Raw genomic sequence first — 17,248 nt, 5'->3', positions numbered from 1 at the left:
AAACGATCTCCATCGCGCGCGGGCGACGATGGCCGGCGTTTCTCAGGTCTGGAGAAAGGTGTGCGTATGCTGTCCACCCCCCGGCGCCGCGGCCTCGTGGCCTTATTCGCGTCATTCGCGTCCTTACTGGCCGTCCCGCTCGCCGCGGTCCCGGGGACGGCCGCCGCGACGACCGGGCCGGCCCCGGCCACCGGGGCGACCGCGCAAGCAACCGGCCTGGCGCCGGTCAGGATCACGCTGATCACCGGGGACACCGTCACGTACGCGAAGGACGGCGCGGGCCGCGCCTCGGCCACGCTGGAGCCCGTCGAGGGCCAGGAGGCGCGCACGTACCAGGCCCGGCAGGACGACCACGGCTACTACGTGATCCCCGCTGACGCCGCGCCTTACGTCGACAAGGGACTGCTGGACAAGGAGCTGTTCAACGTCGACTACCTGGCGGCCAACGGCTACGGCGACGCCAGGACCGCGCAGCTCCCGCTCATCGTCCAGTACCAGCCGCAGACCAAGGCCGCCGATCTGGCGGGCAAGGCCAGGTCGCTGAAGGGCGGCACGGAGCCGATGGTGCTGGAGAGCATCGACGGCGCCGCGATCAAGGTGGACAAGAAGCAGGCGCCCGCGTTCTGGCAGTCCCTGGGAGGAGGCCGGAACGACGTCAAGGCCCTGACGAGCGGCCTGCGCAAGGTGTGGCTCGACGGCAAGGTCAAGGCGCTCGACGACGTCAGCAACCCGCAGATCGGCGCCCCCACCGCCTGGGCGGCCGGGTACGACGGCACCGGCGCCACGGTGGGCGTCATCGACAGCGGCATCGACCTGGCCCATCCCGACCTGCAGGGCAAGATCGTCGCGGCCCGCAGCTTCGTCCCCGCCGGCAGACCGGGCGGCGGCAACCCCGATGAGGTCACCGACCGGCACGGTCACGGCACCCACGTGGCGTCCATCATCGCCGGCAGCGGCGCCGCCTCGAACGGCAAGTACAAGGGCGTCGCCCCCGGTGCCCGGCTGACCATCGCCAAGGCCCTGGACGACACGGGCGGCGGCAACAACTCCGAGATCATCGCGGCGATGCAGTGGCAGGCGGCCACCGAGCACGCCCGGGTGGTCAACATGAGCCTGGGCAGCCAGAACCCGACCGACGGCACCGACCCGCTGAGCCAGGCGGCCGACGAGCTGACCGCCCGGTACGGCACGCTGTTCGTGGTCGCGGCGGGCAACTCGGGCCCCGGCCGGTACACCATCGCCTCCCCCGGCGCGGCGGCCTCGGCGCTCACCGTCGGCGCGGTCGACTCGGCCGACAAGATCGCCTCGTTCTCCAGCCGCGGCCCGCGCCTGGGCGCGGACTTCGCGATCAAGCCGGAGATCACCGCGCCCGGCGTGAACATCGGCGCGGCGCGGGCGGCGGGCACCTCGCTGGGCGCGGGCAGCAGCGTCCCGGGCGGCGGGCCGATCGACGACAACTACACCGCGGCGTCCGGCACCTCGATGGCCGCCCCGCACGTGGCCGCCGCCGCGGGCGTCCTCGCCGCCCAGCACCCCGACTGGACCGCCGACCAGCTCAAGACCGCGCTGACGGGCACCGCGAAGCCGGGCGACGCCACGGTCTACGAGCAGGGCTCGGGCCGCCTGGCCCTCGGGCAGGCGGTCACCCAGCAGGTCTTCGACGACCTGGCGACGGTGCACGCGGGGTTCACCGACCCGTACAGCGGCCAGACGCTGACCAGGAAGGTGACCTTCCGCAACGCCGGCAAGGAGCCCGTCACGCTGGCCCTGTCGATGACGCTGAAGCGCGATGACGCCCAGCCGCCCGCCGGGATGGCCACGCTCACCCCGTCGTTGCTGACCGTCCCCGCCGGCGGCACCGCCGTCGCGGACCTCACCGTCGAGCCCACGCTCGGCGACCCCGGCTGGTACGAGGGCCGCCTGACGGCCACCGCCGGCACGGCCCGGTTGACGGCGCCGATCGCCTTCCACAAGGGCGCCGAGATGGACACCGTGCGCGTCCGGCTCGTCGGCAGGCCGGAATGGGCGCTGAACCCGGGCGTCGTGTCCGCCCTCCGGGTCAGCGACACCGACCCGCTCCTCCAGGGGGAGCCGATGACCACGGCCGGCGAGAGCTGGCGCACCACCGACACGCCCGGCACGCTGGAGACGGAGCTCAAGCTCGCCCACGGCGGCGTCTACTCCATCGGCGACATGCCCTGGTGGTACACCAAGCCCGACCGGCAGATCCAGTACGCCGCGCTGCTCGCCCCCGAGATCAAGCTCGACGGCGACACCACGGTGACCCTGGACGCCACCGACCTCGAACCGATCCAGGTGAGCACGCCGCGCACGTCGGAGCCGGTGTTCATGAACGTGATGGTCACCCGCACGACGGCCTCCGGCCAGATGTACGGGGGCGCCTCGCTGCTCAGCTACGAGCCGGTCACCAGAGGCCGGTTCTGGGTCACGCCGACGCGGAAGGCGCCCACGGTGGGCACCTCAACAGTGCTGTTCGACCAGGTCCGCCGCGCCCCCGAGGTCGAGCTGAGCGTGCCGGGGCTCCGGCTCACCCCCCGCTACGTCAGCGAGCACGACCCGCTGGTGCCGAAGTTCACCGCCGACCAGCGCCTGAGCCTGACCACGGGCGACGACATGCGCGGCGGCGCGGACGCGCGCGGCAAGCTCGTCCACCTCCCGGCCAGGGACTCCCTCGATCTCTTCCTGGCCGACCTGGACCTGGCCATCAAGGCGGGGGCCGCGGGCGTGGTCACCAGCGACCGGTTCGCCTGGCTGCTCACCGCCTCGACGTACGCCGCCCACAACAAGATCCCGGTGCTGTACCTCGACAGCGGCGAGGCCGACCGGCTCGGCAAGGCCCTGTCCCGCAAGCCGTACCCGAGCGCCGCGCTGCGTGCCACGCCGACCACCCCGTTCGAGTACAAGCTGGCCTACTACCTGAAGGGGACCACGGCGGGCCGCCTGAACTTCGCGCCCAAGGCCCGCGACCTCACCGAGATCGACACCACCTACCACGCCCAGTTCGCCCCGAAGGCGGGCACGTGGGGGCCGTACGCGGACTTCACCGAGGTCAACCACACCTACTCGCCCGAGCAGCGCTTCAGCATCCGCGGCTCGCACTCCTTCACCGGGCCCGCGACGAGGACCGAATACTACAACTCCCCCGGCCGGGACATCCTGTGGGAGCGCAACTACACGTTCTTCGACCCCGCCTCGGGCGGCGCGCGCTTCGCCTCCTCCGCGCGCGGCTTCACCCGGGCCACCCAGGAGCGGGAGGACTGGAACGAGGCCATCATGCCCGCGCAGTTCGCGATCGGCTCCGGCCTGCCGGACTGGATCAGCCCGGCCGTCTACTGCGACGGCTGCCGCCAGGGCGACCGGCTGCGGCTGCGCGCGCTCAGCCCGATCGGCTTCGGCTACTACTCCGACGCCTCCGACCCGAGCCACATGTACCAGGGCGCGCCGGGGACCGAGGAGATCCACCTGTTCAACGGCGCCGCCGAGGTCGAGCCGCAGTACGACGACCTGGGCGTGCCCTACTACACCGTCCCCGCCGGGGCCGGCACGTACCGGGTGACGAGCTCGTGGAAGGACGCGTTCCCCGGCAAGCACGCCGGCACCGGCGTCGAAACCGCCTGGACGTTCCGCTCCGCCCGCCCGACGGGTGACAGCACGCCCTACGCCTGCCTGGACACCGTGCTGTGGGAGGACAAGCAGCCCTGCGCCCAGGTGCCGATGATCCGGCTGCGCTACGAGCTCGGGCTGCCGGAGAACGACACCGTCCAGGGCGGCAGGCCGTTCGCCTTCACCGTCAAGGCGGAGGGCGGCCGGTCGGCGTCGCTGCGGGGAGTCTGGATCTCCGCCGACAAGGGCGCGCACTGGACGCGGGCCACGGTGCTGCCCGGCGGCAAGGTGCTGGCGCTCAACCCCAAGGGCCCCGGCAGCATCTCGATCAAGGTCGAGGCGCGGGACAAGGACGGCAACTCCGTCCAGCAGACCCTCGCCGACGCCTACCTCGTGAAATGAACGCGGCCGGCGGGGGCAGGACACTGCCCCCGCCGGCGTCGTGTCCGAGCTCTCAGCCGCCGGGTCCGGTCGGCTGGATGGGGGCGCCGCCGCCGTCGCGCTCGCACGTGCCTGCGCACCTGTACGGCCCGCGGTCGATCCGCATCTCCACGCGCCTGCCGTCGGGCGCGGTGTAGAACGCCCCGAAACCCTCCTCGTTGACCGCGCCCACCGACTGCTCGGCCAGTTCGAACCCGGGCAGGTCGACCACGTACATCAGGTCGGGAGCCACGCCCTGCCGCCGGGCCTGGTCCATGGCCGCCCGGCTCAGCGCGGTCCCCGAGCCGCAGCCCGCCGGCATGGCGGCCAGTGTCGCCAGGGCGAGCAGCGTGAGTAATCGGCGTGATGACATGCCCTCAGTCTGAGGCACCCGGGTGCCGCCGGCGCGGCGCGCCGTACGCGCCGCGACCCTGGAAACCGGCTTTGACCTGGTCCTCCGACTAAGCTCAGCACGGTGGTCCGCGACTGCCGGGGACGGGGAGGGGGCGGCGCGATGTCCATCCCCGACGGGCCCCTGCGGCGCATCCGCAGGCTGGAAGAGCAGCTCGCCGACGCCAAGCAGGACGTGCTGGCCCTGGTCGCGGAGCTGGAGGAGCGCGACGAGCGGCTCAGGCGGGCCCACCGGGCGATCTTCCGCGAGCTGGAGGACGCCCTGCGCCCGCCGATCCCGCGCGTGGAGCAGGCCCGGCTCGCGGTCTACTACTCCTCCTCCGAGGACGACGCGCCCACCGGCGGCGACCTCTACGACGTGGTGGTCATGCCGAGCGGCGAGCTGCACGTCGTCGTGGTGGACGCGGCCGGCCACGGCGTGGCCAGCACCCGTGCCGCGCTCAACATCATCCACGCCGTCCGCGTGCTCTCCCTGGCCGGGTTGCCGCTGGAGAACGTGGTGGAGCGGGCCGCGGCCATCCTGCAGCCGGTCTACCCCGATCTGGCCGGGACCGTACTGGTGGCCCGCTTCGACCCGGGCACCGGGGCGCTCCGGGTGGCCACCGGCGGGCACCCGCCGCCGCTGATCGTGCCGCCCGGGGAGCCGGCGACGTACCTGGAGGCGTGGGGGCGCGGCCTGGGCTATCCCGATCCGGGCAGCGACCACGTGGCCGAGCGGCGGCTGGCGCCCGGCACGCTGGTGCTCTTCTACACCGACGGGCTGGTGGAGGCCCGGCGCGACCTCAACGCGGGGCTGGACGAGCTGGCCGAGCTGGCGGGGCGGTACCGGGACCTGCCGGTGGACGAGCTGACCGACACCCTCGTACGGGTGATGCACCGCACGGTGCTGCACAGCGACGACACCCTGCTCCTGGCCATGCGCTGGACGCCCTGACTCCGACCTGGGCTGTTGACATAATGACCTCGGGTCAATATTAATGACCTAAGGTCAATAGAGTCCGAGGAGTGCGAAGATGTCCATGGCGACGGAGACGTCCGGTCTCCACCTGGTCGGCAGGCTGCTCGATCCCGCGTCGAGAGCCGACCCCTATCCGATCTACGCCGAGTTCCGCGCCCGCGGCCCGGTGTGGATCGAGGAGATGTCCTCGTTAGTGGTGGCGAACTACCACGACTGCGAGACGCTGCTGCGCGACCCGCGGCTCAGCGCCGAGCGCGGGCGGTTCTTCAACGCCGGTCGGACCGCCGACCCGTATCCCGCGGACGCGCCGTCCTCGGTCCGGCAGCCGTGGTTCCTCTCCCTGGACCCGCCGGACCACACCCGGCTGCGGCGCCTGGTCAGCAGCGCGTTCACCGCCCGGACCGTCGCCCGGATGGAGGGCTCCATCGCGCGGCTGGTCGACGAGTTCCTCGACCGGGAGGCCGGGAGCGAGACGTTCGACGTGGTGTCCGGCCTCGCCTACACCCTGCCGGTGACGGTCATCTGCCGCATGCTCGGCATCCCGGCGGCCGACGAGCGGCTGTTCCACCGCTGGTCCGCCCAGCTCACCCGGCTGCTCGACGGCTTCGCCGGCCCCGACGAGGGAAGCGACGAGACCCCGGAGTGGGTGGGCGGCATGGTCGAGATGCACCGCTACGTCAACGAGCTCGTCGCCGGGCGACGCCGGAGCCCGCGCCAGGACGACCTGATCTCCGAGCTGCTCGCCGCGGAGGACGGCGGCGACGCGCTCAGCCATGACGAGCTGGTCTCCACGATCGTGCTGCTGCTGGTGGCGGGGCACGAGACGACGGTCAACCTGATCGCCAACGGGGTGCTCGCCCTGCTGCGCCATCCGGGCCACCTCGCCGCCCTGCGCGACGACCCCGGCCTGGCGCCCGCGGTCGTCGAGGAGACCCTGCGCTACGACCCGCCCGTCCACCTCACCGCCCGCGTCGCCGACCAGGACCTGCGCGTCGGGGAGGCGGAGGCGCCCGCCGGCAGCCTGGTCATCCTCCTGCTGGCCGCGGCTCACCGGGACCCGGAGGCGAACCCGGACCCGGACCTGTTCGACCCGAATCGCGAGCAGCCGCGGCACCTGGGATTCAGCTTCGGCGCGCACTTCTGCCTCGGCGCGCCGCTGGCCAGGCTCGAAGGCCGGCTGGCGCTGACCGCGTTCGCGCGGCGGGTCCGGGAGCCCAGGCTCGTCGCCGATCCGCCGTACCGGGAGCACATCAACCTCCGCGGCGCGCGCGAGCTCCTCGTCGCCCACGCGGGGGTGACCCGGTGAGGATCGGCCCGCGGGAGCACTAGCCTGGTGCGATGGCCACCTCCAGGAGCCGCCGGCGCCTCTCCCCCGAGGCCAGGCGCAACGAGCTCATCGACGCCGCCATCCGGCTCCTGGAGTCCGGGCAGGAGGTGACCAACTGGGTGCAGGCCGTCACCGCCGAGGCCGACTCCGCCAAGGGCACGTTCTACGTCTACTTCTCCTCCTGGGAGGAGATGCTCGTCGCGGTGCGCGACCGCGTGCTGCGGGGCTATGTGGACCGATACCGGCAGCTCGCCGAGTCCACCGAGCCGATCGACTGGTGGGCCGCCCTCGACGCCGAATGCGCGGCGGGCGTCGACACCATCGCCCGGCGCGGCGGGATCCACGACGCCGTCCTCCACTCCAACGTCGCGCTCGCGCCCGTGGACGAGGAGCTGGACATGATCACCGCTCTGGCCGGGGCGCTGCGCCGTGGCATGGCCGACGGCGCGTTCCGCCCCGTCGACCCGCACATCGCGGCCCGGATCCTGTTCACCGTCGTGCACGGCGCCGGAGACGCGATCGCCGCCGGCGAGGACCGGCAACGCTGGGTGGAGACCATCCGCGACCTCGCCCGCCACTGGCTCGCGCCGCCCGGGGCGGCGAATTGACCTGGAGTGCGCTCCAGCAGGCAGGGTGGACCCATGCACAACGCCATGAGAACGCGCACCATCGGAAACCGCCACGTCGGGGCCATCGGGCTCGGCGCCATGCCCATGTCGGTGGCCGGGCACATGCCCGACGAGGACCAGTCGATCCGCACCATTCTCGCGGCCTTGGACGCCGGCGTCACCCTGATCGACACGGCTGACGCCTACACGCCTTCCCATGACGACGTCGGCCACAACGAGCGCCTGGTCGCCCGCGCCCTGGCCCGCTGGAGCGGCGACGCCGACTCCGTGCTCGTCGCGACCAAGGGCGGCCACACCCGCACACCCGGCGGCGGCTGGTCCGTGAACGGCAGCCCGGACTACCTCAAGGAGGCCTGCGACCGCTCCCTCAAGGCCCTCGGCGTGGAGAGCATCGGCCTCTACCAGCACCACCGTCCTGACCCGAAGGTGCCGTACGAGGAGACCATCGGCGCGCTGAAGGACCTGCACGACGCCGGCAAGATCCAGATGGCCGGCATCTCGAACGCCGACCCCGAGCAGATCAGGCTCGCCCACGGCATCCTCGGCGACCGCCTGGTGAGCGTGCAGAACGAGTACTCCCCGCGCTTCCGCTCCAGCGAGCCCGAGGTCGACGTCTGCGCCGAGCTCGGCCTGGCGTTCCTGCCCTGGTCGCCGCTGGGCGGCATCGGCCGCACCGGGGAGCTGAGCCGGCGCGACGCCTTCATCGAGATCGCCGAGGCGCGCGGCGTGTCCCCCCAGCAGGTCTGCCTCGCCTGGGAGCTGGCCCGCAGCCCGGTCGTCATCCCCATCCCCGGCGCCAGCCGGCCGGAGACGATCATCGACTCCGCCGCCGCGGCCGACCTGGAGCTCAGCGAGGAGGAGCTGGCTCGGCTCGGCTGACCGGGACCCGTCACGTGAGGAGCCGGCGCGCCTCGGGCCGACCGGGACCCGTCACGTTCTCGCGGTGGACGGCGGCAGCGCCCGGGAGATGGCCCGGGCGCTGGTGCGCAGGAGCGGGGCGAGCGCGAGGGGTGAGGAGCTGCCGTGGTGGACCACGAGGGACACCGCGGCCACCACCTCGCCCTGGGCGTCGTGGATCGGCGCGGCGACCGACAGGGCGTCCATGGTGACCTGCCGGTCGCTGACGGCGTAGCCGCGGGCGCGGGTGTCGGCGAGCGCGGCGCGGATCTGCTGCGGAGTGGTCATGGTGCGTTCGGTGTAGCGGGTGACGGGGCCGGACACGACCTGCTCCTGCACCTCGGCGGGGGCGTACGCGAGCAGCACGAGCCCCACGCCCGTGGCGGTGAGCGCGAAGCGGCTCCCGACCCGCGTCAGCACGGGGACGGCCTTGCTCCCGGCGATCCGCTCCACGAACACCACCTCGGTGCCCTCCCGCACGGCCAGCTGCACGTTCTCGCGGGTGACCTGGGACAGGTCCTCCAGGTACGGCAGGGCGGCCTCGCGCAGGCCCAGCCCTCGGGGGGCGAGCGAGCCGAGCTCCCACAGGCGCAGGCCGATGTGGTAGCACCCGGCCGGGTCCCGTTCGAGCGCGCCCCAGGCCAGCAGCTCCGCGACCAGCCGGTGCACCGTGGAGACCGGCAGGCGGGCGTGCCGGGACAGCTCGCTGAGGGTGAGCGAGCGCCGGTCGGGCGTGAACGCGCCGAGGATCTGCAGCGCGCGGGCCACGACCGGGCCGGTGCGCTCGGCCGTCTGCCTGGGGGCGGGGATCGGCATCGGCGGCTCCGGGGTCAGAGTTCGAGGACCAGTTTGGGGCAGGCGGCGCGGGAGACGCAGATGAACATGGTGTCGTTCACCGCCCGCTCCTCTGCGGTGAGGAGCGAGTCGCGGTGGTCGACCGCGCCGGCCAGCACCGCGGTCTCGCAGGTGCCGCAGGTCCCCTCATGGCACGAGGATAGGACCTGTACGCCGGCCTCCTGCACGACGTCGAGGATCGACCGTTCCGGGGGCACCGTGAGGGTGACGCCCGAGACGGCCAGTTCGATCTCGAAGGCCCCCGTCCGTACCGGGGCGGTCGCCTGCTTGGGCGCGAAGCGCTCCATGTGCAGCGTTCCGGGCGGCCGGTCCGCGCAGCGGCGCTCGACGGCCTCCAGCAGCGGGGCCGGGCCGCAGCAGTACACGAGGGTGTCCGGTGTGGCCCGCGCCAGGAGGGCGTCGAGGTCGAGCAGGCCGTGCTCGTCCTGCGGGCGCAGCTCCACCCGGTCTCCGTGCGCGGCTTCGAGGTCGCGGGCGAAGGCCATCGAGCCCGCCGTACGGCCGCCGTAGACCAGGCGCCACCGGGCGCGGGCGGCTTCCACGGCGCGCACCATGGGCAGGATGGGGGTGATGCCGATCCCTCCGGCGACGAACAGGTAGCCGGCCGCCGGGTGGAGCGGGAAGTGGTTGCGCGGGCCCCGGGCGAGGACCGCCGTGCCGGGGTGGAGCTCTTCGTGCGCGTACGCCGAGCCGCCCCGGCCGTCCGGCTCGCGCAGGACGGCGACGCGCCAGGTCGTGCGGTCGGCCGGGTCGCCGCACAGCGAGTACTGGCGGACGCGGTCGCCGCCGAGCACGAGGTCGATGTGCGCGCCGGGCTCCCACGCGGGCAGCTCGGCGCCCGCCGGGTCGCGCAGGTCGAGGGCGACGACCCCGTCGGCCACCGGCTCGCGAGCGTGCACGACCAGCTTGCGCTCGATGCCCGCCGGGCTGCCGGGGTCCGGGCCGGGCGCGCGCCCGCCGCTCATCGGACGGCTCCCGGGTCCATGGGGGCGTCGTGGCCGGCCGGGTGGCCGAGGAGCCATTCCCAGACCTCGACGGGCCCGTCGGCGACGTGCGCGGCGCCGCAGTGGCAGGTGCCCTGGAGCAGATCGCTCCCCGGCAGCCACACCACGCGGAGCAGCCCGCGCCCGGCGGGGAAGCGTCCGGGCTCCATGCCCGTCACGCCCGCCCGGCCGGGGCGACCTGCCCGGCCAGCCTGGCCAGCAGGCGCCGGGCCGCCAGCCCGCCCGTGTCGATGTTGATCGACAGCTCCTGGTAGCCCGCCGGCTCGGTCGCGATCACCTGTTCCAGCACGTCGAGCGCGGCCACGTCCTGCAGCACCACCGTGCGGTTCTGCTCGGCCAGGAAGTCGGACACGGCCTGGTCGTCCAGGGCGAAGTCGCGGGCCACCGCCCAGAAGTCGTGCGTGGAGTGCTCGGTCTCGGGCGTGATCGCGTACACCACCTCGACGTGGAAGGCGTCCGGGTCGCTGCCGTCCGCGTTCGGCAGCACGCCGGGCGGGGCGATGCGCGAGTGCAGCTTGTACAGGCACGGCGGGGTGTACTCGATGTCCTGCCAGCGCATGATGCGGCCGGTCAGCCCGGTGGACTTGGCGTAGAACGGCGGGCATTCGGCGTCGTCCATGTGGCGGCTGACGTGGACGATCCCGGCCTCCTCGTCCACGGCGGTGGTGATCGGGGTGGCGGCCACCTCGGGGGTGCCGATGTAGCCGCCGTGCAGGTACGTCTCGTGCGACAGGTCCAGCAGGTTGTCCACCAGCAGCCCGAACCGCGCCTGGAGCGGCTCCATGCCCGACACCGTCGTGTACTCGGGCGAGTCCAGCCAGGGCGCCCGCGGGACGCGGGACTCGTCGGCCTTGGCCGGGTCGCCGATCCAGACCCAGACGAAGGAGTCCCGCTCGACGACCGGATAGCTCTTCAGCCGGGCGGTCCGCGGCACCCGGGTCTGGCCGGGGACGGCGACGCAGCCGCCGTCGGCGCCGTAGGTGAAGCCGTGGTAGCCGCAGACCACCTGGTCGTCGACGAGCCGGCTGGGCGGCTGCGACAGCGGGAACCGGCGGTGCACGCAGCGGTCGGACATGGCGGTGACGGTCCCGGCGCGGGTGCGCCAGAACAGGATGGACTCGCCGCATATGGTGCGGGAGAACAGCTCCTGGCCGATCTCGCGCCCGTACGCGGCGGCATACCACTGATCGCGGGGGATGGTCGACACGGCGACTCCTTCGTGGTGCGGCGGCCGGTGTGAACGATGGTGACCTCGGTCACCTGGACCGCGGAACAACGATTTCCGGATGCCGGAAAACGAATGTTCGGAAACACCGGCGAAACTCGCTCTTCCCCAGTGCCGGATTCTTCTTTATCCTCATGCTCAAGCAGTCTGTGAACGTTCACAGTATGCAGAAGGCCGCTTTCGCCCCCTAAAGGCGCATTTTTCAGGTAGCTCGCCGCCCCATGCGTCCGTGAACGTGCACACAGTCGGGATTTCGGCTCTACCAACGGGACCGATCATGACCACGTACCACTTACGAAGGATCCGGGTCACACTCCTGCTGACACTCGCGGCGCTGATCGCCCTCGCGCCCGCGACACCCGCCCAGGCCGCGCTCTCCATGCGCGGCGCCGACGTCTCCTCGCTCCAGCGGAGCCTGGACCTGGGGGCCAAGTACTACAACGCCGCCGGGACGGCCGCCGACCCGCTGGACATCCTCACCGGCGCCGGGGTCAACTACGCCCGGCTGCGCATCTGGAACAACCCGGCGAGCGGCTACAACAACAAGGCGAAGGTGCTGGCCTACGCCAGGACGGTCAAGGCCAAGGGCCTCGGCCTGATGATCGACTTCCACTATTCGGACACCTGGGCGGACCCGGGCAAGCAGTTCAAGCCGGCGGCGTGGGCCGGTCATGGCATCGCGCAGCTCCAGACGGATGTGTACAACTACACCTACGACATCTGCACCAGTCTGAAGGCGCAGGGCACCACCCCGGACAGCGTGCAGATCGGCAACGAGATCAACGTCGGCATGCTCTGGAACGACGGCAAGGTCATCAACAACGACTTCACCAACCTGAGCCTGCTGCTGAAAGCCGGATACAACGCGACCAAGGCGTGCAACAGCGGCACCCAGGTGATCATCCACACCGCGGACGCCGACAGCCTGGCGAACGCGCGCTGGTTCTACGACGGGATCCGCGCCAAGGGCGTGCCCTGGGACATCACCGCCCTGTCGTACTACTGCATGTGGCACGGCTCGCTGTCCACCCTGTCCAGCGTGATCAGCGACGCGCGCACCCGTTACGGCAAGCCCGTCATCGTCGCGGAGACCGCCTACCCGTTCACCGCGAACAACGCCGACAGCGAGCCGAACGTGATCAACGGCTCGGCGCCGTGCTCCGGCTACCCGGCCACCTGGGCGGGGCAGGCGAGCAACTTCACCGCCGTCCAGAACACCGCCCGCGGCGCCGGGGCGATCGGCGTCTTCTACTGGGAGCCGACCTGGTACGCCATCGCCGGCAACGGCTGGGACCCGGCCAACATCAACGGCACCGGCGACCAGTGGGACAACATGGCCACCTTCAACTGGACCGGCGGCGTCAATCCCGGCATCAGATGGACCCCGTAGCGCGACCCTGACCCCGGCTCGACGGCCGCCGTCCCGCGGGCGGCCCGCCGGGGGACGGCGAAGCCGTGACCAGCAGTTTCGGTGACTTCCCTACTACATCTGCTAGTAGACTTCGTCACCATGCGCGACCCCCGGGCATCACTCCAGGTCAGGTCGGCGGAGAACTCTCAACGGGTCGCCAGCCGTATCCAAGACCAAATGGACATCACAGTTACCGGGTCCGGGACCTTCCCGACCGGCGGTCACCTCGCCGCCGGCCCTCACCCGGACCGTACCTTCACGCTGGTGCCGTCGTGAGCGCCCGCCGCTCCCGGCGCACGCTCGTCGCCGTCGCCGCCGTCGTCCTGGTGGCGGTGCTCGGCTACGCCGTGCCCGCCATCTCGCTCGCCGGGAAGATCCCTCCGGGCACGGTCGTGGACGGCGTCGACATCGGCGGTCTCGCGCCCGAGGCCGCCCGCTCCCACCTCGACCGGCAGCTCGCCCAGCGCGTACGCCAGCCGATGACGCTGATCGCGGGCGGCAAGCGGATCCAGCTCACGCCCGCCGAGCTGGGCCTGGACTTCGACGCCCGGGCCACGATCGAGGCCGCGATGGCCGGGGCCACCACTCCGACCGGCATCGCCCGCTCGCTCTTCGGCAGCCGCCGGCTCCCGCCCCGGGTCCTCGTGGACGAGCAGCGGCTCGCCGCCGGGCTCGCCGGCCTGGCCAAGCGCGTGGACACCAAGCCGGTGCAGGGCGGCGTCCGGTACCAGGGGCTGGAGCCGCGTACGGTCCTGCCCAAGCCCGGACGCGCGCTGGACCGCGACGCCGCGGCCCAGGCGGTGCGGGCGGCCTTCGCGGCCGCGCGCCCTTCCGTCGAGCTGAAGGTCCAGGTGACGCCGCCCGCGCTCACCGAGGCCAAGGTCAAGGAGATCGCCGCCTCCACCGCGCGCACGGCGGTCGCGTCCCCGCTCACGCTGGCCAGCGGCGGCAAGCAGGCCACCGTGTCCAGGGAGCAGCTGGCCGCCGGGCTCCGCTTCGTCTCCGACGGCAAGGGCGGCCTGCGCCCGTCGTACGACGCCGGCAAGATCGCCGCGGACATGGCCAAGGCGCTGCTGATCACCCCGGCCAAGGACGCCTCCTTCACGATCGTGAAGGGCAAGCCGAAGGTCGTCCCGGCCAAAGCCGGCCACGGCGCCGACATCAAGACGCTCGGCCCGGCCATCGCCGAGGCCGTGGCGGCGGGCAGCCGCCGCGTCGACCTGCCCGCGACGGCGCGGCAGCCACGGGTGAGCACGGCCGCGGCGGCGAAGCTCGGCGTCAAGGAGCAGGTCAGCTCGTTCACCACCCAGTACCCGTGCTGCGCGCCCCGCGTGACCAACATCCACACCATCGCCGACATCGTGGACGGCTACGTGGTGCGTCCCGGGGAGACGTTCTCGCTCAACGATGTGGTCGGCAAGCGCGACAAGGCCCGCGGCTTCGTCGAGGCGCCAATGATCCTCAACAACCGGTTCGTCAACGACGTCGGCGGCGGGGTCTCCCAGTTCGCCACCACCATGTTCAACGCCGTCTTCTTCGGCGGCTTCCAGGACGTCCAGCACCGGGCCCACCAGTACTACATCTCCCGCTACCCGGCCGGGCGCGAGTCCACGGTCTCCTTCCCGCAGCCGGACTTCCGCTGGCGCAACGACTCCAGCTACGGCGTCCTGATCAAGGCCTCGTACACGAACACTTCGGTCACCGTGCAGTTCTGGAGCACCAAGCGCTACGACATCGAGTCGAAGAGCTCGGAGCGCTACAACGTCAAACCCGTCGAGACCCTGACCGAGACCGGATCCGAGTGCATCCCGATGGAGGGCTCGGAGGGGTTCGCCATCGACGTGTGGCGCACCTTCAAGAAGGACGGCAAGGTCGTGCGCAAGCAGCGCTTCCACACCGTCTACGACCCCGAACCCCGCCTCACCTGCGAGAAGTGACGCTCAGGGCCGTCCTCCGAGGAGGGAGTTGAGCCTGCCGTAGTCGAGGCCGCCGGCGAGCGTCTCGTACGTGCCGCCGCCGAGCAGCTCGCCGGCCGCCCGCGCGGCGCACGCGTACGCGGCCCGCGCGCCCGCGGCCTCGATCAAGGCCGCCGAGGCGGCGTCCCAGGCGTTGGGGAGCACGAGGACCGTGCCCTGGTGCAGGGCTCTGAACCGGGCGGCCCGCGTGACTGTGGTTGGCGTCATGCCGATCTCCTTCCAGGGCGCGGTACGCGACTTCACCGCACCGCGCGTCGACGACATCAAAGGACCTTCCACATTGCGGGATCAGGTCTGGCCATATTCGGACATGTCAGTATCCGCCGCCCGGCCGAGACCTCGCGTCACCGAATCCGGGCGATGAGCTTCTGCATCTGCGTCACCTGGGCCTGCTGGTCCTTCATGATCCGCTCGGCCAGCCGCTTCGCCTGGGAGTTCTTCCCGTGCTTGCGCTCGACGCGGGCCATGGCGATCGCCTCCTGGTGATGATCGATCATCATCGTGAGGAACGCCTTGTCGAAGGCGGTGCCCCGGGAGTCCAGCAGGGTCTTGATGGTCGCGTCGGTCATGCCGGCCGGCGCGTCATGCCCCGCCTCGCTGACCGGCGTCGCCTTGTCCCACTCCTTCAGCCAGCCCTGCATGGTCTCGATCTGCGGCTGCTGGTTGTCCTTGATCTTCTCCGCCAGTTCCTTGACCTCCTCGGTCGCTGCCCTTGTCGTGGCCAGCTCTGCCAGTTCGATGGCTTCCTGATGGTGCGCGATCATCATCTGCGCGAACATCACGTCGGCGTCGTCGAAAACCGGTTTCGACTGAGCGGTCGCCGTCGCGACCGGCACGGCCCCGGACATCATGGTCGTGTCCCGCCCCGCCTGACTTGTCGAATTACCGCCGCAGGCGGTGAGGACGAACGCCCCCACCGCCAAGGCCGTCGCCAGTGAGACGCCGTGCACAGCCGCTGGTTTTGTGGTCATGGCCGCTGAACCCCCCGATTTCAGCACGTCAGCCCACCCCGTCTACACGAGGCTGACCTGGCCATATGTTCCCCGGGAGCACCCGTTGCTACCGTACGAGATCCACACTCCCACCCGACCCGCCGCCGACGCCCCGGGAACGGGCATCCCTCAACCCGGCCGACGCGCCCGCCGCAGCACGGCAGCAGGCGCCCGCCCGCGCCCTCGGCCGCCCAACGGCACGTCCAGCAGACGGCGCGGCACTCGTCCGAAGCACGGCGGCGGACGGCACGGCCGCTCGGCATGCCCGCAGTGCCGCACAGCGGCGGCGAGCGGCGCGAGGAGGGGGCTGCGAGCGGACAGGAACCGCGCTTGGCGCGTGTTCGTTGTGCGGGGCAGACGGACCACCGAGCGTCGGGGAGTTCAGCATGGCGATCACCGGCATCATTTCCGGACTCATCATCGGCATCGTGATCGGCGCCCTCGGGCGGCTGGTCATCCCGGGGCGGCAGCGCATCCCGATCTGGCTCACGATCGTGATCGGCGTCGTCGCGGCGCTGATCGGCACCGCGATAGCCACCGTTCTGGGCGTGGCCGCGACCGGCGGCGTCGACTGGATCGAGCTGGCCATCCAGGTCGCCCTGGCGGCCCTCGGCGTCTCGCTGACGGTCGGCCTCTACGGCGGCAAGCGGCGAGGACAGCGGCGAGGGTAGCGGCGGCCCGGGACCGTCAGGGCACCTTGCCGGTCGCGGGCGCGGGCTCGCGCGTCAGCAGCTGGTCGAGCTTGGCGTTGACCGCCGCCAGCTCCTGCTTGACCTCCTCCAGCTCCACCTGCGCGCGGGTCTCCGCCGGGGACGGCTCCGGGGACGGCTCCGTCTCGTGCATGGCGTTGACCACCACGGCGATGAACAGGTTCAGCGCGACGAAGGTCGACATCAGGATGTAGACGATGAAGAAGACCCACGCCCACGGCTTGTGCTGCATCACCTCCTGCGCGACGTTGCCCCAGTCGTCGCCGGTCATGATCTGGAACAGGGTGAACAGCGAGCGCGGCAGGTCCTCGAAGCGTTCGGGCACGAGCTCCCCGAACAGCTTCGTGGAGATCACCGCCGCGATGTAGATCATCAGCACCAGCAGGCCGATGATGGAGGCCATCCCGGGCAGGGCGGTCAGCAGCGCGCCCACCACGCGCCGCATGCTGGGCACCGCCGAGACCAGCCGCAGCGCCCGCAGGATGCGCAGGGACCGCAGCACCGACGTGGGGCCGGAGGCCGGGACGAGCGCGACGGCCACGATGGCGGCGTCGAACCAGTTCCACGGGTCGGCGAAGAACGACTTGCGGTAGGCGTACAGGCGGGCGGCGATCTCGACCGTGAAGATCGCCAGCGCGATCCGGTCAACGGCGTGCAGCAGCCCGCCGGCCCGCTCCATCAGGTACGCGCTCGTCTCGCAGCCGATGGTGATCGCGTTGACGACGATCACGGCGATGACGGCCCGCTGCACGAACTTGCTCTCCAGGACGGCACGAACACGTTCTGGCCCGGACAACTTCTACCCCGCC

Annotated in this window: 16 protein-coding genes; 8 read left to right on the top strand and 8 right to left on the bottom strand. The window is 71.8% G+C overall.

All coding sequences use genetic code 11. The features are described from left to right. Window positions 1-66: 66 nt before the first annotated feature. Window positions 67-4,026 (top strand): S8 family serine peptidase, encoded by a 3,960-nt coding sequence (locus ACIBQ1_RS42120; RefSeq protein ID WP_397286081.1) that lies wholly within the window; start codon window positions 67-69, stop codon window positions 4,024-4,026. A gap of 52 nt (window positions 4,027-4,078) precedes the next feature. Here the strand turns inward: ACIBQ1_RS42120 and ACIBQ1_RS42115 are convergent, their stop codons facing one another. Further along, window positions 4,079-4,417, bottom strand: a complete 339-nt coding sequence (locus ACIBQ1_RS42115; RefSeq protein WP_397286079.1) for a hypothetical protein — start codon at window positions 4,415-4,417, stop codon at window positions 4,079-4,081. Between the two features lie 141 nt (window positions 4,418-4,558). On the opposite strand from ACIBQ1_RS42115, the gene ACIBQ1_RS42110 reads away from it, so the two are divergent. The 4 genes from ACIBQ1_RS42110 to ACIBQ1_RS42095 all read left to right on the top strand — a co-directional run bounded on the left by ACIBQ1_RS42110 (window position 4,559) and on the right by ACIBQ1_RS42095 (window position 8,248). Beyond that, window positions 4,559-5,389 (top strand): PP2C family protein-serine/threonine phosphatase, encoded by an 831-nt coding sequence (locus tag ACIBQ1_RS42110; protein WP_397286077.1) that lies wholly within the window; start codon window positions 4,559-4,561, stop codon window positions 5,387-5,389. Between the two features lie 79 nt (window positions 5,390-5,468). Further along, window positions 5,469-6,719 carry a cytochrome P450 gene (locus tag ACIBQ1_RS42105; protein WP_397286076.1) on the top strand — a complete coding sequence of 417 codons (1,251 nt, stop codon included), beginning with the start codon at window positions 5,469-5,471 and terminating at the stop codon, window positions 6,717-6,719. A 32-nt stretch (window positions 6,720-6,751) separates the two neighbouring features. Then, window positions 6,752-7,348: a TetR/AcrR family transcriptional regulator gene (locus ACIBQ1_RS42100; protein WP_397286074.1), complete on the top strand. Its 597-nt coding sequence runs from the start codon at window positions 6,752-6,754 to the stop codon at window positions 7,346-7,348. A 45-nt stretch (window positions 7,349-7,393) separates the two neighbouring features. After that, complete coding sequence (locus ACIBQ1_RS42095; RefSeq protein WP_397286072.1) at window positions 7,394-8,248, top strand: aldo/keto reductase; 855 nt, start codon at window positions 7,394-7,396, stop codon at window positions 8,246-8,248. Window positions 8,249-8,299: 51 nt separating this feature from the next. Here ACIBQ1_RS42095 and ACIBQ1_RS42090 read toward each other — a convergent pair whose 3' ends face one another. From ACIBQ1_RS42090 to ACIBQ1_RS42075, 4 genes are read right to left on the bottom strand one after another with little or no spacing between them, the layout of a single operon-like run. Continuing rightward, on the bottom strand, window positions 8,300-9,082 hold the full coding sequence (locus ACIBQ1_RS42090; RefSeq protein ID WP_397286070.1) for an IclR family transcriptional regulator: 783 nt from the start codon (window positions 9,080-9,082) through the stop codon (window positions 8,300-8,302). A 14-nt stretch (window positions 9,083-9,096) separates the two neighbouring features. Continuing rightward, window positions 9,097-10,086, bottom strand: coding sequence for a PDR/VanB family oxidoreductase (locus ACIBQ1_RS42085; RefSeq protein WP_397286068.1), 990 nt, complete (start codon window positions 10,084-10,086; stop codon window positions 9,097-9,099). Then, window positions 10,083-10,274: a hypothetical protein gene (locus tag ACIBQ1_RS42080; protein ID WP_397286066.1), complete on the bottom strand. Its 192-nt coding sequence runs from the start codon at window positions 10,272-10,274 to the stop codon at window positions 10,083-10,085. Before ACIBQ1_RS42080 ends, ACIBQ1_RS42085 begins: the two co-directional genes overlap by 4 nt. A 5-nt stretch (window positions 10,275-10,279) precedes the next feature. After that, window positions 10,280-11,332, bottom strand: a complete 1,053-nt coding sequence (locus tag ACIBQ1_RS42075; protein WP_397286064.1) for a Rieske 2Fe-2S domain-containing protein — start codon at window positions 11,330-11,332, stop codon at window positions 10,280-10,282. Between the two features lie 295 nt (window positions 11,333-11,627). Between ACIBQ1_RS42075 and ACIBQ1_RS42070 the strand changes: the two genes are divergently transcribed. Both ACIBQ1_RS42070 and ACIBQ1_RS42065 read left to right on the top strand, forming a co-directional pair. Further along, window positions 11,628-12,740 (top strand): arabinogalactan endo-beta-1,4-galactanase, encoded by a 1,113-nt coding sequence (locus tag ACIBQ1_RS42070; RefSeq protein WP_397286062.1) that lies wholly within the window; start codon window positions 11,628-11,630, stop codon window positions 12,738-12,740. A gap of 293 nt (window positions 12,741-13,033) precedes the next feature. After that, window positions 13,034-14,698 (top strand): VanW family protein, encoded by a 1,665-nt coding sequence (locus ACIBQ1_RS42065; protein WP_397286060.1) that lies wholly within the window; start codon window positions 13,034-13,036, stop codon window positions 14,696-14,698. 3 nt (window positions 14,699-14,701) lie between these two features. On the opposite strand, the gene ACIBQ1_RS42060 is transcribed toward ACIBQ1_RS42065, so the two are convergent. Continuing rightward, on the bottom strand, window positions 14,702-14,944 hold the full coding sequence (locus ACIBQ1_RS42060) for an isocitrate lyase/phosphoenolpyruvate mutase family protein (protein ID WP_397286058.1): 243 nt from the start codon (window positions 14,942-14,944) through the stop codon (window positions 14,702-14,704). A 137-nt stretch (window positions 14,945-15,081) separates the two neighbouring features. After that, window positions 15,082-15,708 (bottom strand): DUF305 domain-containing protein, encoded by a 627-nt coding sequence (locus ACIBQ1_RS42055; protein ID WP_397286056.1) that lies wholly within the window; start codon window positions 15,706-15,708, stop codon window positions 15,082-15,084. 407 nt (window positions 15,709-16,115) lie between these two features. Between ACIBQ1_RS42055 and ACIBQ1_RS42050 the strand changes: the two genes are divergently transcribed. Next, complete coding sequence (locus ACIBQ1_RS42050; protein WP_397286054.1) at window positions 16,116-16,400, top strand: GlsB/YeaQ/YmgE family stress response membrane protein; 285 nt, start codon at window positions 16,116-16,118, stop codon at window positions 16,398-16,400. 16 nt (window positions 16,401-16,416) lie between these two features. On the opposite strand, the gene ACIBQ1_RS42045 is transcribed toward ACIBQ1_RS42050, so the two are convergent. After that, window positions 16,417-17,235, bottom strand: coding sequence for an ion transporter (locus tag ACIBQ1_RS42045; protein ID WP_397286052.1), 819 nt, complete (start codon window positions 17,233-17,235; stop codon window positions 16,417-16,419). Window positions 17,236-17,248: the final 13 nt, after the last annotated feature.

It is taken from the genome of Nonomuraea sp. NPDC050153 (genome assembly GCF_044460125.1).
In the GTDB taxonomy this organism is placed as follows: Bacteria; Actinomycetota; Actinomycetes; order Streptosporangiales; family Streptosporangiaceae; genus Nonomuraea.
Note: the sequence above shows the minus strand (reverse complement) of the source record. Positions and strands in the feature narration are given on the sequence as shown.

Coding starts and splice junctions, on each gene's coding strand:
- ACIBQ1_RS42055 (WP_397286056.1), bottom strand. CDS start 15,708: ATGACCACAAAACCAGCGGCTGTGCACGGCGTCTCACTGGCGACGGCC.
- ACIBQ1_RS42095 (WP_397286072.1), top strand. CDS start 7,394: ATGAGAACGCGCACCATCGGAAACCGCCACGTCGGGGCCATCGGGCTC.
- ACIBQ1_RS42105 (WP_397286076.1), top strand. CDS start 5,469: ATGTCCATGGCGACGGAGACGTCCGGTCTCCACCTGGTCGGCAGGCTG.
- ACIBQ1_RS42115 (WP_397286079.1), bottom strand. CDS start 4,417: ATGTCATCACGCCGATTACTCACGCTGCTCGCCCTGGCGACACTGGCC.
- ACIBQ1_RS42080 (WP_397286066.1), bottom strand. CDS start 10,274: ATGGAGCCCGGACGCTTCCCCGCCGGGCGCGGGCTGCTCCGCGTGGTG.
- ACIBQ1_RS42050 (WP_397286054.1), top strand. CDS start 16,116: ATGGCGATCACCGGCATCATTTCCGGACTCATCATCGGCATCGTGATC.
- ACIBQ1_RS42110 (WP_397286077.1), top strand. CDS start 4,559: ATGTCCATCCCCGACGGGCCCCTGCGGCGCATCCGCAGGCTGGAAGAG.
- ACIBQ1_RS42120 (WP_397286081.1), top strand. CDS start 67: ATGCTGTCCACCCCCCGGCGCCGCGGCCTCGTGGCCTTATTCGCGTCA.
- ACIBQ1_RS42070 (WP_397286062.1), top strand. CDS start 11,628: ATGACCACGTACCACTTACGAAGGATCCGGGTCACACTCCTGCTGACA.
- ACIBQ1_RS42085 (WP_397286068.1), bottom strand. CDS start 10,086: ATGAGCGGCGGGCGCGCGCCCGGCCCGGACCCCGGCAGCCCGGCGGGC.
- ACIBQ1_RS42090 (WP_397286070.1), bottom strand. CDS start 9,082: ATGCCGATCCCCGCCCCCAGGCAGACGGCCGAGCGCACCGGCCCGGTC.
- ACIBQ1_RS42100 (WP_397286074.1), top strand. CDS start 6,752: ATGGCCACCTCCAGGAGCCGCCGGCGCCTCTCCCCCGAGGCCAGGCGC.
- ACIBQ1_RS42060 (WP_397286058.1), bottom strand. CDS start 14,944: ATGACGCCAACCACAGTCACGCGGGCCGCCCGGTTCAGAGCCCTGCAC.